The sequence below is a fragment of the Candidatus Limnocylindrales bacterium genome (assembly GCA_035571835.1).
In the GTDB taxonomy this organism is placed as follows: domain Bacteria; phylum Desulfobacterota; class Binatia; order UBA1149; family CAITLU01; genus DATNBU01.
In genome coordinates, this window is record DATNBU010000011.1 from 89,037 (window position 1) to 105,323 (window position 16,287).

At 65.7% G+C, this 16,287-nt stretch carries 10 protein-coding genes; 4 read left to right on the top strand and 6 right to left on the bottom strand.

All coding sequences use genetic code 11. The features are described from left to right. Positions 1–22: 22 nt before the first annotated feature. Positions 23–1,006, bottom strand: a complete 984-nt coding sequence (locus VN634_04375; GenBank protein HXC50096.1) for a nitronate monooxygenase — start codon at positions 1,004–1,006, stop codon at positions 23–25. Between the two features lie 65 nt (positions 1,007–1,071). Continuing rightward, entirely contained in the window at positions 1,072–1,665 is a 594-nt protein-coding gene (gene sodC, locus VN634_04380; GenBank protein HXC50097.1) for a superoxide dismutase [Cu-Zn] SodC, read from the bottom strand. Between the two features lie 109 nt (positions 1,666–1,774). Here sodC and VN634_04385 point away from each other — a divergent pair, with 109 nt between their 5' ends. Next, positions 1,775–3,319 carry a glycogen/starch synthase gene (locus tag VN634_04385; protein HXC50098.1) on the top strand — a complete coding sequence of 515 codons (1,545 nt, stop codon included), beginning with the start codon at positions 1,775–1,777 and terminating at the stop codon, positions 3,317–3,319. 10 nt (positions 3,320–3,329) lie between these two features. Here VN634_04385 and VN634_04390 read toward each other — a convergent pair whose 3' ends face one another. Then, positions 3,330–4,352, bottom strand: a complete 1,023-nt coding sequence (locus VN634_04390) for a medium chain dehydrogenase/reductase family protein (protein ID HXC50099.1) — start codon at positions 4,350–4,352, stop codon at positions 3,330–3,332. An 84-nt stretch (positions 4,353–4,436) separates the two neighbouring features. Between VN634_04390 and VN634_04395 the strand changes: the two genes are divergently transcribed. Next, positions 4,437–4,934: a c-type cytochrome gene (locus VN634_04395; GenBank protein ID HXC50100.1), complete on the top strand. Its 498-nt coding sequence runs from the start codon at positions 4,437–4,439 to the stop codon at positions 4,932–4,934. Between the two features lie 6 nt (positions 4,935–4,940). Here the strand turns inward: VN634_04395 and VN634_04400 are convergent, their stop codons facing one another. Then, complete coding sequence (locus VN634_04400) at positions 4,941–5,297, bottom strand: VOC family protein (protein ID HXC50101.1); 357 nt, start codon at positions 5,295–5,297, stop codon at positions 4,941–4,943. 74 nt (positions 5,298–5,371) lie between these two features. Between VN634_04400 and VN634_04405 the strand changes: the two genes are divergently transcribed. Then, positions 5,372–6,541, top strand: coding sequence for a DUF1343 domain-containing protein (locus VN634_04405; protein ID HXC50102.1), 1,170 nt, complete (start codon positions 5,372–5,374; stop codon positions 6,539–6,541). A gap of 68 nt (positions 6,542–6,609) precedes the next feature. Here the strand turns inward: VN634_04405 and gloA are convergent, their stop codons facing one another. Next, positions 6,610–6,999 (bottom strand): lactoylglutathione lyase, encoded by a 390-nt coding sequence (gene gloA, locus VN634_04410; GenBank protein HXC50103.1) that lies wholly within the window; start codon positions 6,997–6,999, stop codon positions 6,610–6,612. A 449-nt stretch (positions 7,000–7,448) separates the two neighbouring features. Between gloA and VN634_04415 the strand changes: the two genes are divergently transcribed. Further along, positions 7,449–9,620: a hypothetical protein gene (locus tag VN634_04415; protein HXC50104.1), complete on the top strand. Its 2,172-nt coding sequence runs from the start codon at positions 7,449–7,451 to the stop codon at positions 9,618–9,620. Positions 9,621–10,148: 528 nt separating this feature from the next. On the opposite strand, the gene VN634_04420 is transcribed toward VN634_04415, so the two are convergent. After that, positions 10,149–16,217 (bottom strand): choice-of-anchor Q domain-containing protein, encoded by a 6,069-nt coding sequence (locus tag VN634_04420; GenBank protein ID HXC50105.1) that lies wholly within the window; start codon positions 16,215–16,217, stop codon positions 10,149–10,151. Between the last annotated feature and the right edge of the window lie 70 nt (positions 16,218–16,287).

A 16,287-nucleotide genomic window follows, 5' to 3' on the forward strand; every position in this document is an offset into this window, starting at 1 on the left:
CCGATTTCATCGTTTCAGATGGTCATCCGAGTGCGCGGGCGCGATCGCGTGCGGTGGCGAAGCGGTCGGCAAGCTCGTCGATGGTGGCGTGAAACTCGCGAACCGTGCGCTCGAGGATCTCGGCCACCGGCTCGACACGGTCGATGCGTCCGGCAACCTGGCCACCCAGCCCGATCGCCGCCTCCATGTCGCCACCGAAATACAGGTCGAGAATCCGGCCGAACTCCGTCATCGGCACGTGGTCCTGGCGCTCGAGCGCTTCGGTGCGTGTCGTGCGGATCGCGCGAAGACCGGGCCGGCTGTGACGGTTGAGAAATACGGTGTCGGTTTCGGCTGCACCGGTGATGGCGGCCTTGTAGTTGGCATGCACCGGCGACTCGGCCGCCGAGACCATGCGCGTTCCCATCTGCACGCCTTCGGCGCCGAGCGCGAAGGCTGCGGCCATCGACCGGCCATCGCAGATTCCACCGGCCGCGATCACGGGCACATCCACTTTCGAGCAGACGAGCGGCAGCAGCACCATCGATGCGACGTCGCGCGGATTCTTGAATCCGCCGCCTTCTCCGCCTTCGACGACAAGCCCGTCGACGCCTGCAGCAACCGCCTTGAGCGCGGTCTTCAGCGTAGGCACGACGTGAAAGACGACGAGGCCGGCGTCTTTCAGCTTGCTGGTGTACTGGGTCGGATCGCCGGCCGACGTCGTCACGAATCGAACGCCCTGCGCGACGACGAAGTCCGCAATAGAGGGGTCGCGCACGAACAGCTGCGCAATGTTCACGCCGAACGGCTTGTCGGTCAGCTCGCGCATCTTGAGGATCTCGCCGCGCACGGCATCGAGCTCACCCGAAGACGTTTCGATGATTCCGAGCCCGCCGGCGTTGGAGACCGCAGAGGCGAGTTGTGCGCGTGCGATCCAGCCCATCGGGGCCTGCACGATCGGATAGCGGACGCCGAGAAGCTCGGAGACGCGAGTGCGAACTGGTGGCGCGGACGACTGCGTTTGCATCGCGGCAACTTGGCGGGGCCGCCCGACAGGGGCAAGCCGATCGCCGCGACCGCGACGCTGCCGAGTTACGGCGCGGCAGATGCCGGAGCGATCCCGCACGCGACGCGCATGCCGCCGCCGCCGAGCGGAGCCGGATGGTCGGAATGGTTGTCGCCGCCGGCATGAATCATCAGCGAATGTCCGAGCAGGTCCGCAACCTTGAGGCGCGGCGCAAGTACGGGGTACTCGGCCTTGCCGTCGGGGTCGACGTACAGGGCAGGAAGGTCACCGAGATGACCTGTTCCGTACGGTCCCTCGTGGCGTCCGGTCTTGGCCGGATCGTAATGGCCGCCGGCCGCTTGCGCGGCCGTCATCTGACCGTCCTTTTCGGCCGGATCGCACGACGGATTTTCGTGCACGTGAAAGCCGTGCAGCCCTGGCGGCAACCCGTTCAGGGCAGGCTTGAGCATCAGTCCGTAGCCGGTATCGGATGCCGTCACGGTGCCGACGGGTTTGGCCTCGCCCTTGGCGTCGACGAGATTCATCGTGATCTTGACCGGGCCTGACGCAGTTGCGGCTGCCGGAGGCTGCGCATTCGACACGCCGACCACGATGAGGGTGCCAAAGGTCGAGACAGTCAGCGAGAGAATCGAAGAGGTGAGCGCATTCATATGTTGCATGATGTGACCCTAGTCCTCAGAAAGCCGTCGATCAAGTTCCACGAAACCGCTCCCTCGTGATAACGACCCCAGCCGGCGGCAGGTTTTCCCGACGGTTGGCACCTCAGCGATGGACACCACGACAACCGGCGACCGCAAGCCGCGTATTCTCATCTGTACTCCGGAGATCACGGAGCTTCCGGAGGGCATGGGCAACGCTGCGCAGAACATCCGCGCAAAGGGCGGCGGCCTCGGCGATATCTCTGCGGGGCTGATTCAGTATCTTCACACCGACGGCCGCTTCGAGCTGCACGTGGTGCTGCCGCGCTACGATGCCAGGATCCGCGACCTCGCACGCATCACGTATCGCGAGATCGATGCGATGGGACGCGTGCTCGGGCGCCAGGGCGTGCATCTGGTCACCGACAGTGCGTTCTCGTCGCTGACCGATGTCTACGGCGAGCAGGAGGCCAACCCGCGAATCCGTCGCGCGGAGGCTTTTCAGCGCTACATCATCAACGACCTGATGCCGCGTCTGGAGCCGGACCTCGTGCACTGCAACGACTGGATGACAGGGCTGGTTCCGGCGGCGGCGCGTGCGGCCGGAATCAAGAGCGTCTTCACGCTGCACAACGTGTTCACCGAGCACGCGCCCCCTGCCGACATTGACCGCAGCGGCATCGACATCCGGCGCATCTACGAGTTCCTCTATTTCAAAGACTATCCGATCGACACGGCCGAGAACTGGAGGCAGAACGGCGTCGATTTCACCGCCACCGGAATTCACGCCGCGGATGTCGTCAATACCGTGAGTCCGACCTTTCTCGAGGAGATGATCTCCGGACAGTTCGACGAGATCGTACCGCCGGGCGTGGCGCACGCGATGCGCGAGAAGCACGCTGCCGGCCGCACGCTCGGCATCCTCAATGCGCCGGCCGACTCCGACGACCCGCGCATCAATCCGCACGTGTCCACGTACGACGTCCACGACGTCATCGAGGGCAAGCGCACCAACAAGGAGTTGTTCCAGAAAGAGATGGGCCTGCGCGTCGAGCCCGACGCTCCGCTGTTTTTCTGGCCGAGCAGGCTTTACGCGCAGAAAGGCCCCGAGCTTCTGGCTGCGATCGCATCGGCTGCCGTGCGGCGCCACGGACTGCAGATCGCGCTGGTGGCGAGCGGAGACCGCGCCGTCGAAGCCGTTTTCCGCAAGCTTGCCGCGACCAGCGACGGACGCATCGCGCATCGTCCGTTTCGCGAGGACCTCAGCATGCGCGCGCTCGCAGGATCCGACTTCGTGCTGATGCCTTCGCTGTACGAGCCGTGCGGCCTGCCGCAGATGATGGGCCCTCGCTTCGGCACGCTCGCGGTCGCGCGCGCGACGGGCGGCCTCAAGGATACGGTGATGCCGCTCGATGCATCGCGCGAGGCCGGCAACGGTTTCGTGTTCAAGCCCCACACGGCGAGCGGCCTGGCTGGCGCGATCACCGAGGCGGTTCATTTCTATCGCGAGCCGGAAGAGGTGCGCAGGGCTGTGCTTCAGCGCGTGATGCAGGAGAGTCTCGACCGTTTCACGCTCGCGAATACGGCCCGCGCCTACATCGAGCTCTACGAGAAACTGATTGCCGAGAGTCGCGGGCCGGCCGGCGCCGGCGAAGCCGCCGCTCCGTTCGTCTGATGCAGCAGACCTACGGCCGAAGCAGGACCTTTCCGATGTTTTTCCTGTCCTGCACGTAGTGATGGGCCGCTGCCGCTTCGGCAAACGGAAACACCTTGTCGACGTGCGGGCGAATGACGCCGGCTTTCCACAACTCCAGGAGATCTTCGGCCCAGATGCGGATGCGAGGGATCTCGCCCCAGAGATGTCCGAGATTGACGCCGAACACTCCCTTGTTCGCATTGAGCAGGGCCGGCGGGTTGAACTGCAGCCACGGCATCGACGCCACGGTCTTGAGCGCGGCGACGATGCTGCGCTCCTTGCCGACCGCCGCCGACGACATTCCGAACATTCCGAGGCGTCCGGTCGGAGCGAGAATGCGAAAGCCTTTCTTGAACGAGTCGCCGCCGACTGCATCGAGGATCAGCTCGACTCCCTGTCCGCCGGTAATCTCCATCGTGCGCTTCTCGAAATCCTCGGTGCGGTAGTCGATCAGCGCATCGACGCCGATGCCGCGCAGGAAATCGTGCTTGCCGCGCGACGCCGTGCCGATCACGGTTGCGCCGAGATGCTTGGCAATCTGCGTCGCGGCAATGCCGACTCCGCCGCCGACCGAATGCACGAGCACGGTTTCGCCTGCGCGCAGGCCGCCCATCACCACGATGAGCTGCCAGGCGGTGAAATAGTTGACCGGCAGCGCAGCGCCGTCTTCGGCCGTCATCCCCGCCGGACGAGTGAAGACCTGGCTCGCCGGAACGCAGACGACGTCCGAGTAACCGCCGAAGCGCGTCATTGCGAAGACGTCTCGTCCGACCCACGACGAATCGACGCCGCTTCCGACGGCGTCGACGCGTCCGCCGACTTCGTAGCCCACGACGACAGGCATCTTCGGAAGGTCCGGATAGATTCCGAGCCGTCCCATGATGTCGGCGAAATTTACGCCGGTCGCTTCGACGCGAATGCGCATCTGGTCCGGCCCCGGCGAGGGATCGGGCGCTTCTTTGACCTCGAGCACTTCGGGGGCACCGGCTTTCGTGATCCATATCTGTCGCATGGCGCGAGTATGGTTTCAGGCCCGTTCCGTGTCGACCGCTCGTGCCAGGCGGCATCGGCGGTCGCGCCTGCGCGTTGCTTCCTTATGATCGGCTTGATCGGCGCAGCCGGAACATTGGGTAACCGGCCGAATGCAAGTCCGAAGCTCGAGCCCGATCGCAACGTGGAGAAGATCGACGTGAAGAAGATGACATTGTTTCGTGCCCGACGGCTTTGGCGTCATGCGTTTGGCGTAGCCTGCTGCATGGTCGTGCTCGTCGCCGCGCCGGTGCGGGCCGAAGATGTTCCTCCCGACGTGCAGAAAGAAGCCGACACGATCTGGCAGAGCCGCTGTTCGACGTGTCACGGTGCAGCCGGCAAAGGCGATGGAGCGGCGGCGGCGGCGCTGACGCCGAAACCGAGGGACTTCTCCTCGGCGAGCTGGCAGGCGTCGGTATCCGACGAACACATCGAAAAGATCATCGCCGAAGGCGGCCAATCCGTCGGGCTCAGCATGCTGATGCCGGCCAATCCGGACCTCGTCGCGAAGCCCGCCGTCATCAAGGCCCTGCGCGCGCACGTGCGCGGGCTGGCCGCGCACTGATCGGCGTCAGTCTTCGCGCAGCCGGTAGTTCGAAACGCCGATGCGCCGGCCGTCCGGATCACGAACGTAAACTGTAAACGGCGTCTCGCCGTCGTAACAGTCGCGTTCGCGGGCTCTCTCACGGACGTGCGAGAGAGTTCGCTCATCGGCGCGGAACGCGACCAGCTCCATCGATCCGGCTGCAATGGGCGTCTCGGCGTCCGTGCGCGCTTCGATCATCAGGACTGCGTCCGCGCCGAGGGCGAGCCAGAGCGACTTCGGCAACGCGTCGCGCACTACTTCGAAGCCGAACATCTCGCGATAGAACGACGCCAGCGCTGCGACGTCCGCGGTTCGAAATGCGAGGTGGTGCAGCGCCATCATTCGTAGAGATTCTCCACCCCGAAAAGTTCGCCGAAAAGCTCGGAACGTTGTACACGGCCGGGTATGATCGGTCCATGCAGACAGGTCTCGAACGATTTCTCGACGATCCGACACGCTGGGTTCGCGGCGCGCGCGTCGGGCTGATCGCCAACCCGACAACTGTCGATCGCCGGTTCCGCCATGCGATCGACCTTCTCCATTCCCATCCCGACGTGAACCTCGTGCTCCTTTTCGGACCGGAGCACGGCATCCGCGGCGCCGCGCAGGACATGATCCATGTCGGCGACGCCCACGATCCGGTCACGCATCTGCCGGAGGTGAGTCTTTACGGAAAGACCTTCGAGTCGCTGACGCCGCGTGCGAAGGATCTCGAGCGCATCGATGTGATGCTCTTCGATATCCAGGACGTGGGCGCGCGCTATTACACGTATGCGGCAACCATGGCGCTGGCAATGCAGGCGGCAGCGAAGGCCGGCGTACGGTTTGTCGTGCTCGACCGGCCCAATCCGATCGGCGGCGCGCAGGTCGAAGGCGGCGGTCTCCAGAGCGGCCTCGAAAACTTCTGCGCGCTGTATCCGGTGCCGCAGCGGCACGGGATGACCGTCGGCGAGCTCGCGCGTCTCTACAACACGACGTTCGCGATCGGATGCGACCTCGACGTGATCGCGTGCGAAGGGTGGAACCGCACCCAGTATTATGAGGAGACGGGACTTCCATGGGTCATGCCGTCGCCGAACATGCCCACGGTCGATACCGCGGTCGTCTATCCCGGAATGTGTCTGCTCGAAGCCACGAATCTGTCCGAGGGGAGAGGCACGACGCGGCCGTTCGAGCTGTTCGGCGCGCCGTTCATCGACGGCCGCGCCCTGGGTGCGGAGCTCGATCGATGCGGTATCGAAGGCGCGATCTTTCGCGCGTGCTCGATCGAGCCGACCTTTCACAAGCACGCGCGACAGCCGTGCGGCGCCGTGCAGATCCATGTCACCGAACGTGCGCGCTTCGATTCGTATCGCACGGGACTCGCGGTGCTGGCCTCGGTCAAAAAGCTCTGGCCCGAGGATTTCCGGTGGAGGACCGAGGCGTATGAGTTCCGCGACGACGTTCCGGCGATCGACCTGCTGACGGGGCATCCCGCCGTTCGAGAGGCGATCGACGCCGGCGGCCCGTTCGACGACATCGTGGCGCTGTCCGTTGCCGGCAGAGAGCGCTACGACGCCGGGCGAGGTGCCGCGCTCCTTTACTGAACGTCGACTGCGCGCTCTCGATTGAACTTCGGCCTGGCGCAATGGCCCGTCAGACGGGTGCCCCCCAGTCAGTCGGAGTCCGGCCGCTCGATCAGCTCAATCGGATAACCAGTCGGGTCGCGGATGAACGCAATCACAGTCGAGCCGTGTTTCATCGGCCCTGGCTCGCGGGTGATCGGGACTCCGTCGGCCCGCAGACGCTCGCAGAGCGCGTGGATGTCCTCGACACCGATTGCGACATGGCCGAATCCGGTCCCGACCTCATAGTTGCGGCCGTCCCAATTCCACGTCAGCTCGATTTCGTGCCCGCTTTCTCCGGGGATGCCGACGAACGCCAGGGTGAACTCGCCACCGGGGTAGTCCGTGCGGCGCCGGAGCTCCATTCCGAGCTTTCCGCAGTAAAACCCGATTGACTCGTCGAGATCTTTGACGCGGAGCATCGTGTGAAGGAATTTCATACGGCAGTCCTTACCCGTATTTCTGCGCTTCTGTAAGGGCCGCGCGATGCCGGCAGATCGGAGAGGAATCTCACAGACAGCGCTGTAAGTATTTGATTTTCCTCCATATGAGGGAGCGCCGATCGTCCTTGGCCGGCCGTCCGGCCCGTGCCGGAACTCCGATTCAGTTTCGCCCCGCAATCCCCGAAGTTCATGTTGCCGCTCCCCGATGTGGGCGAATTCGCTTGTACTACTGGTGAACACGGGGCATTTAAGAGACCGTCAGGTGCGCGAAAACGCGTGCGTGATCTGTATTCCGTCGACGCGGCGGTAGACCTGGAAGCCGCGATTTGAGGAATGGCCGTCGAGGGAAGTTCGGCGGCCGACATCGGTACGGGGGAAGAGTCGGCCTGGTCCGCCGGTTCTCCATAGACAGACGGTCGGCTTTTCTGGAGGCAAAGGAAACACAAATGGAAACCTCAAGCATCTCAACGCTTCATGCGAGGGTCGCTCGTTCGACCACCTCGCTCGCGGTGGCGGCAATTCTTGCTGCGGTCGGCTGGAGCAGCAGTGCATCTGCTGCGCAGTGCCTCGCAGACGCGGCCGGCACATCGGTCAACTGTACAGCCAACGACCTCGGGCTCGCCGGCGCAACCAACGTCACCGGTGACACCACCAACTGTACGCAGAACGGCGGAACGTTGACGTTCAGCGGAGACCTCGATGTCGACGCGGCGTCGCCGACCCGCTACGACATCGGCTTCTACATTGCCTCCGACAGCGTCCAGGCCCTTACCGGCCAGTGCACGGTGGTCGCCGCTCCGGCAACTGGAGTCTACGACATCGACAGCGATCAGTGCGGCGACGTACCCGGCAGCACTCCGCTGTCGGTTCATGTCACCGACGTGACCGTCGCCTGCAAAGATCAGGACAGCGATGGTTTCTTCGATATCTTCGTATGTGCGGGCTACGCCCAGAACGCGCAGACCGAATGCAACGGGCCGGACGATCTCGCGGCCGGCACCAAGTCGAAGTGCCAGTGCGACTTCGTGCCCACCGATCTTCCGACTCCGCACTGCACGGACGATCCGACCCTCTGCGTCGACGACGGCAACCCCTGCACCGACATCGTGTGCCACCCGAGGGGCGAGGCCGGCGGCGACTTCTTCGGATGCGAGACCGTCAACAACAGCACCCCGTGTCCGGACGGCCTCTTCTGCAACGGCGTAGATGTATGCGCGGGCGGCACCTGCACGCATCCGGGCAACCCGTGCACCGGCGGCGGCGTCTGCGAGTCCTGCAACGAGACCGACGACAACTGTTTCGCCGCGGCCGGCACTCTCTGCCGTGGTGCGGTGAACCTCTGTGACATCGCAGAGAACTGCACGGGTTCGTCGACGAGCTGCCCGGCCAACCAGTTCCAGCCGACCACGATCGTCTGCCGCGCATCGGCCGGCGTCTGTGATCCGCAGGAAGTCTGCACCGGCACGAGCGCAGCCTGTCAGGCGACCGGCTTCCTGCCGAGCAACACGGTCTGCCGTGCGTCGACCGGCGTTTGCGATCCGGCCGAGCTCTGCACCGGTTCGACCGGCGCATGCCCGGGCGATTCGTTCCTCCCGAGCAGCACGATCTGCCGCGCTTCGGCCGGCGAGTGCGACGTGGCTGAGCAGTGCACCGGTTCCACCGGCCCCTGCCCCGGCGACGGCTTCAAGGGCAACGGCACCGGCTGCACCCCGGACTCGAACATCTGCACGGACGACGAGTGCAACGGCGTGGATGCAACCTGCCACCACCCGAACAACAGCGACCCGTGCAATGACAACAATCAGTGCACCGAGGGCGACATCTGCAGTGGTGGCACGTGCACCGGTGGATCGCCGCTCAGCTGCGACGACCAGGACGACTGCACCGAGGACACCTGCGTGCCCGCGAGCGGCTGCGTCAACAACCTGATCTGCGCCGACATCTGCCGCAGCCCGGGCTACTGGGCGACCCACAGCGGCTACGAGAAGGACGGCTCGGTCAACGTCGCGCAGACGCTGCTCGACATCGTCGGACCGCTCTCGGTTTGCGGCCAGACGATCAGCGCAACCAGCAACCAGGACAGCCCGTTCCTCGACGGACTCGGACTGACCTCGGACCTGCAGGGTCTCTGCATGAAGACGAAGGGCGTCCATCAGAGGCAGCTCTACCGTCAGCTGGTGGCTGCGGCCCTCAACTGTGCGGCGAGCGGCGCGACCGACTGTGACAACGTGGCCAACACGTACATGGACGTCGACTTCCAGGACTGCAGCGACATCTGCGCAGGCCTCCCGGTCGTCGATCCGCCGACGGTTGGCGAGTGCATCGGTCAGCTCGACTGCTTCAACAACGGCGGACAGGTCATTCTCGGCACCGGCAAGTGCGCGACGGGAACCTGCCCGAACGAGCAGGTGCTCACCTACTGCGGTGGCGACTTCGGCGCGTGCCCGCTGATCAACGAAGTCGCGCAGGATTGCGTGGCGTTCGAGAACAACTGCCACGCGCAGGCGATGTGCAACGAGGAGATCAACTTCTGTCCGAAGAACACTCCCGCTTCGAGCCCCAAGGCTTGCCAGGAAGCGAGGTTCGACGACTGCACGATCGACGACTGCGCACCGTAAACGGTTCGCCGGCGTAAGCCGGCAGTCGTAAGCCGAAAGGGCGGGTGTCGCGAAAGCGGCACCCGCCCTTTTCTTTTGGCGACCATTCCAACGGCGGTGCAGACGATGGTGGTTGTCGCGCACCGCGGCCGCAGCGCCTGTCGACGCTGCCTTCGTCCGAGGCGCCGTGGGATGCGGCCCTTGCGAATGGGCTGCCAGCTGCCGTGACTGCGAGAAATCCTCCAGTCATCTGCAGTGCTTCATGGACGACGGGCGACGACCGGTTGCTGCTCGTCGCCTACATCAACAAGCTTCGATGTGGGCAATGTTTTCGACGCCTGGATGCGGCCGTCCGAGCAGGCCCCTGCCGGTTCGCTTCCGCAACGACTCACAGCCTTTTTTCACCGGGGCTCCGGTCTTGCAGGTGACACGATCGACCGTCGCTGACCTTCTTGCGGCGATATCAACGTGCGCCGTTGCCGTCGCACTCATGGATGACACCGCACGTGCATCACCGGGATGAGCGGCGATGCGGTCGGTGTGTCCGATTCAGTTCGCCTCGGGCAGCGTCGTCGTCGTCGACGCTTCGCCCGATTCGTCGGCGGCTGCCGCAGCGGGACAGTGCGGCGTGCCGCTCAGGCCGACTGCCTTGCGCAGGATGGCGAGCGCATCGGCGGCACTGACCTTGTTGTCGCCGTTGTAGTCGCACCGCACCAGAGGACAGGTTCCCGTTCCAACCGCGGTTCGCAGCGCCGCAAGGGCATCGCCGGCGCTCAGCTTGTGGTCGTCGTTGGCGTCGCCGCAGAGGATTTCATCCCGCAGCGTCGTCGTCGTTACCCCGCATGAAGGAATCGAGATGCCGGCGCAGGTGCCGTTCGCGCAGATATCGTTCTGCGTGCACTCGTCGCCGTCGTTGCACGGGCTGCTGTCGGAATCGGCCGCGCTGCAGTTGTCGAGGGCCTCGTTGCACGACTCGCTGCAGTTGCCGTCACCGTCCGGACCGGGGCAGGGGTTACCGGCGTGGAGGCTGCACGTCCCGTTGTTGCAGGTGTCGGCGCCGTCGCAGAATGCGCCGTCGTCGCACGGCGAAGAGTTGCTGACGTGTGTGCACGAATCGGTGGCCTCGTTGCACGAATCGTTCGTGCAGGCCGTCGTGTCGCTGCAGTCGCGGGCCGTACCGGCCGTGCAGGCGCCGCCGACGCATTTCTCGCCCACCGTGCAGAACGCAGAATCGTCGCACGGAGCCTGGTCGGGCCTGGCCGTGTGCGAGCAGATGTCGCCACCCTCGTCGCAGCCGTCGTCGGTGCAGGGATTGGTATCGCTGCAGTCGCGCGTCGTTCCCGAGCACGCGCCGTCCTTGCACGTGTCGGCGGAAGTGCAGAACAGACCGTCGTCGCACGGCGCCGTGTTGTTGGTGTGCGTGCAGGTGTCGTTGACCTCGTCGCACGCATCGGTCGTGCAGGCGTTGGTATCCGCGCAGTTGCGCGGAGTACCCGAGCAGACGCCGCCGTTGCAGATGCCCTCGGTCGAACAGAACGCCGCGGTGCCGCAGCTCTGGCCGTTCGTGTTGATTTCGGCCGGGCATGCAATCGAGGTCCCGCTGCAGATCTCCGCCGTGTCGCAGATGCCGGTGGAAACCCGGCACACGGTCTGGCTCGTCGCGAGCAGATCGGCGGGGCAGGTTGCGGACGAACCCGGGCACAGCTCTGCAACGTCGCAGGCTCCTGCGGCGCTGCGACAGACGGTCTGGCTGGTGGCGAATGCATCGGCCGGGCAGGCCGTCGACGATCCGGAACAGAGCTCGGCGGCGTCGCACGCACCGACGGCAGTGCGGCAGACCGCCTGACTCGAAGCGAACGCGTCGGCAGGACACGCCGGCGACGCTCCGGTGCAGCTCTCGGCCACATCGCACGAGCCGGACGCGCTTCGACAGACCGTCGACGAACCGGCAACCGCATTTGCCGGACATGTCGCTGCTGCGCCGGTGCAGGTTTCGGCGGGATCGCACACGCCGGTCGATTCGCGGCACAGCGTCTGGCTCGATGCGAACGTATCCGACGGGCACGAAGCGGAAGTGCCGGTGCACCCTTCGCTCGAGTCGCAGATGCCCGTCGATGCGCGGCACAGCGTGTTGAACGCAACCAGCGTGTCCGCCGGACAGGCGGCCGACTGCCCGGAACAGATCTCCGCAACGTCGCACGGGCCCGCCGATGCACGGCACGTCAGGTTCGAAACGAACGTGTCGGCCGGACACGCCTGCGACGATCCCGGACAGAGTTCGGCTGCGTCACAGATTCCCGCGGCCGAGCGGCAGGTCGTTCCGGTAAGGAACGAGTCGGACGGACACGACGCGCTCGTTCCACTGCACGTCTCGGTCGCGTCGCATATGCCGGTTGATGAGCGGCAGATTGCACCGGACGCGAATGCATCGACCGGGCAGGCGGCTGCTGTACCCGAGCAGCTTTCCGCAGCGTCACAGATTCCAGCCGACGCGCGACACGTCGTAGCCGGCGACAGGAACGTGTCGACCGGACACGCGGGGCTGGTCCCGTTGCACTGTTCGATCGTATCGCACGGTCCCGACAGCTGGCGGCACGTCGTTCCCGACGGGACGAGGCCGTCGGCCTGGCAATCCGGGCTCGCGCCCGAGCAGACCTCGCCCGGATCGCATCCACCTGCCGACGGACGGCAGACGGTCGTGCTCGTCAGCAGCGAATCGGCAGGACACACAGCGCTCGATCCCGAGCATGTCTCGGCGGCGTCGCATACGCCGACGGATCCGCGACACGTCGTCGCGGCCGAAAGGAACGAGTTGACCGGGCAGTTGACGCTGAGTCCGCTGCACGTCTCCGCCGAATCGCACACGCCGCTCGACGTGCGGCAGATCGACGCCGTAGAGAGCACCGAGTCGGCCGGACACGCGGGACTCGTACCCGTGCAGGTCTCGACCGAATCGCACACGCCGGCCGCGCCGCGACAGATCGTGGCCGGTGATGCGAACGTATTTGCCGGACACGCAGCGGCCGATCCGCTGCAGGTCTCCGCACTGTCGCACGCATCGCTCGATGCTCGGCACGTGACGGAAGGCGATGCGAACAGGTCCGTCGGACACGCCGGCGCGGTCCCGCTGCAGACTTCGACCGAATCGCAGACGCCGCCGGAGGCTCGGCATACCGTGTCGACCGCCACGAACGCATCGAACGGACACGCCCCCGATACTCCGGAGCAGAACTCCGCAGTGTCGCAGCTGCCTGCGGACGCGCGGCACGGAGTGGTCGTGGGCAGGAACGAATTGGCAGGGCACGAAGGGCCCGCTCCATTGCAGGTCTCGGCGACGTCGCACACGCCGGCCGAAGAACGACATGTCGTCGCAGTACCGAGGAACGAGTCCGCCGGGCACGACGCGCTGCCGCCGGTGCACGTCTCCGCCGTATCGCAGACGCCGGCGGAAGTGCGGCACGTCGTGGTGCTCGCGACGAACTGATCCGACGGGCAAGCGATCGCGTCTCCGGTGCAGCTCTCGGCCGTATCGCAGGCGCCGGCTGCGCTCCGGCACGGGACATTCGATGCAACGAATCCGTTTGCCGGGCAGCTTGCCGACGCGCCCGTGCAGGTTTCCGCCGCATCGCATACGCCGGCCGAGGCGCGGCACGTCAGCGTCGATGGAAAGAAGGAATCGAACGGGCAGGCTGCGCTGTTGCCGGAGCACGATTCTGCGCTGTCGCAGATTCCCGCCGAAGGCCGGCAGGCGGTGCTGGATGGGAGGAACGCATTGGCCGGGCAGGCGGCCGCCGAGCCGGAGCAGGTCTCGGCGGCATCGCAGATCCCATTCGACGTCCGGCACACGGTTGCCGTGGTCAGGAACGAGTCTGTTGGGCATGCCGCGGCGGTTCCCGTGCACGCCTCGCTGGTATCGCAGACGCCGCTTGCCGGGCGGCACGTGACCGTCGAGGCCACGAAATCGTTGGCCGGACATGTCGCCGACGCTCCGGTGCAGGCCTCGGCAACGTCACAGATGTCCGCGGCGGCGCGACACGTGATGTCCGACGCGAGGAAAGAATCCGCAGGACATGCGGCGCCGCCCCCGGTGCACGACTCGACGCTGTCGCAGCTTCCGGCAGCAGCCCGGCAGACCGTGCTCGACGCAACGAATCCGTTGGCCGGGCATGCGGCCGTCGTGCCGGTGCAGCTCTCGGCCACGTCGCAGACGCCGGTCGAGCTGCGGCACACCGTCGACGCCGGCAGGAACAGATCGCCGGGACACGCGGCGCCGGTTCCGCTGCACGATTCACTGGTGTCGCAGACACCGGAAGCGGCGCGGCAGATCGACGACGTGGCGATGAACGCGTTGGTGGGGCAGGCCGCGGCGGTTCCGGTGCAGGATTCCGCGGTGTCGCAGACACCGGCCGACGCGCGGCAGACCGTCGTCGTCGGCACGAACGCATTGCCCGGGCACGCAGCGGAAGTTCCCGTGCAGCTCTCTACCGTGTCACAGATGCCGGCCGAGCCGCGGCATGTGACATCCGAAGCCCGGAACACGTCGGCCGGACATGCGGACGTCGACCCGCTGCAGAATTCGACGGTGTCGCAGACGCCCGCAGCCGTGCGGCACGCGGTATCGGACGCGGCGAAATCATTCGACGGACAATCGGGCGATGCGCCGTTGCAGTCTTCTTCGAGGTCGCACACTCCGGTGGCGTCGCGGCAGACGGTCGGGAAGTCGAGGAAATTGTCGATCGGACATGCACCCGACGATCCGGTGCACGATTCGGCCGCGTCGCATACGCCGGCCGTCTGCCGGCAGACCGTGCTCGACGGCTGGAAAATATCGGCAGGACAACCGGCCGACGCTCCGGTGCAGAGCTCGGCCGTGTCGCAGACCCCCGTGGTCGCCCGGCACAGCGTGCTCGACGCAAGGAAGCCGTCGGCCGGACAAAGCGCGCTCGAGCCGGTGCAGGATTCGACAGCATCGCAGACGCCGACCGTCGAGCGACAGACGATGTCGGACGCGACGAAGACGTTGCCCGGACACAGCGCGGTCGATCCCGTGCAACTCTCGGCGATGTCGCAGACACCGCCGGATTCGCGGCAGACCGTCGACGCTGAAACGAAAAGATCGACCGGGCAGGCGGCGGCCGCGCCCGTGCAGCTCTCGGCCGTGTCGCAGACGCCGGCGGACGAACGGCAGACCTGCGTGCTGGCGGACAGCGAATCCGAAGGACAGCTCGCCGCGGAGCCGGTGCACGATTCCGCCGGATCGCAGATTCCGGCCGAGCCGCGACAGGTCGTTGCGACAGTTCGGAACAGGCACGTCACGGTATTGCAGCAGATGCCCGATTCGCACTGCTCGCTCAGGCCGACCGAGCCGTCACCGCAGATGCCTTCGACCGCGCCGATATCGCACGCCGTGCCCTGAGGCCGCGTCTCCCCGCGTTGATCGTTCGGCTGGCAGCGACGCAGCGTGCTTACGAGCGTGCCATCGGGCGTTCCCGGATTGCCGGCGTTCAGCGCGACGCTCGAGGAAGTCAGCTGCAGGTTTCGAGTGGTGCCGCCGTTGGTGGCGAGTGCGCCCGACAGTCCCGGATTCAGCGGTGCAGCAACCGTTCCGAACTGATCTCCGGTATTCGAAAATCCCGTGCAGCCGCCGATGTCGCGAACACCGATCAGGTTGTAGCCCTGGGAAACGACGGCTGCCGCGCTCGCGGTCGAGCAGTCGAACACCTTGTTGGCCGCAAGCGGGCTAAGATCCGTGTTGTTGGCGATGATCGTGTTGCCGACGTTGACGGTGCCGGCGCCTCGCGCGAGACCGCCGCCGTCGCCGCCGCCGCTGGAATTGGCATCAGCGGTATTGCCCGCGATCGTCACGTTGTTCATGAGCAGCACGCTCGACGCATCGCCGGACCAGAAGATCGCGCCGCCGCTGCCATCGGCAGAGTTGGCGACGAAGCTCGAGTTGGTGATGGTTGCGCCCGCGCCGTTGCTCGTGCTGGAGAACGCGCCGCCGTCGTTTGTGTTGGTATTGCCCGTGAAAAGGCTGCCGCTGATGGTCGTGACCGCGTTGGTAACCGCCACACGAACGGCGCCTCCGGCCTTCGCACCGGTCGCCTGATTGCCGGTAAATTCGCAATCGCTGATCGTCAGCGTCGTTCCCGTAGCGGAGTTGAAGAATATTCCTGCGCCTTCGACCGCGTGACCGTTTCGTATGGTGACCCCCGAGACCGAAAAGTTTCCTTTCGTGATCTCGAAGACGCGTGTCGACGCCGTCCCCTCGACGAACGTCGCAGCCGCCCCGGCGCCGGTGATGACGAGATTGTTGGGCGTCGTGTCGCCGACGGTCAGTTGTGCGGTCGTCGAGTACGTGCCGGCCGGAACGAGGATCGTATCGTCGTTATAAGCGCCGCTGCCGACGCAGCCGCCGGTGTCGACGTCGTTGTTCGCGGATGCGATCGCCTCGCGCAGCGAGCATGCTGGGCCGGTTCCGTTTTCGTCGGTCGTCGTATTGACGGTGATGGTTGCAGCGAACCCGCGATCGGCTGCGAGCGAGAGCAATGCGCCGAGCACCAGCGCACGCGCGGACAGACGGGTACGACGGCCACAAACCGGGCTCGGAAAAATCATGACTCCCCCTGTTGCGGGCGTGAGACAGCTATGGATTCCGGCTTTCTCTTTCGCGCGAACGGCCATCACG

Bases quoted from the DNA above. Each gene is read 5' to 3' on its own strand.
- VN634_04375 (HXC50096.1), bottom strand. From the start codon at position 1,006: ATGCAAACGCAGTCGTCCGCGCCACCAGTTCGCACTCGCGTCTCCGAG.
- sodC (HXC50097.1), bottom strand. From the start codon at position 1,665: ATGCAACATATGAATGCGCTCACCTCTTCGATTCTCTCGCTGACTGTC.
- VN634_04385 (HXC50098.1), top strand. From the start codon at position 1,775: ATGGACACCACGACAACCGGCGACCGCAAGCCGCGTATTCTCATCTGT.
- VN634_04390 (HXC50099.1), bottom strand. From the start codon at position 4,352: ATGCGACAGATATGGATCACGAAAGCCGGTGCCCCCGAAGTGCTCGAG.
- VN634_04395 (HXC50100.1), top strand. From the start codon at position 4,437: ATGATCGGCTTGATCGGCGCAGCCGGAACATTGGGTAACCGGCCGAAT.
- VN634_04400 (HXC50101.1), bottom strand. From the start codon at position 5,297: ATGATGGCGCTGCACCACCTCGCATTTCGAACCGCGGACGTCGCAGCG.
- VN634_04405 (HXC50102.1), top strand. From the start codon at position 5,372: ATGCAGACAGGTCTCGAACGATTTCTCGACGATCCGACACGCTGGGTT.
- gloA (HXC50103.1), bottom strand. From the start codon at position 6,999: ATGAAATTCCTTCACACGATGCTCCGCGTCAAAGATCTCGACGAGTCA.
- VN634_04415 (HXC50104.1), top strand. From the start codon at position 7,449: ATGGAAACCTCAAGCATCTCAACGCTTCATGCGAGGGTCGCTCGTTCG.
- VN634_04420 (HXC50105.1), bottom strand. From the start codon at position 16,217: ATGATTTTTCCGAGCCCGGTTTGTGGCCGTCGTACCCGTCTGTCCGCG.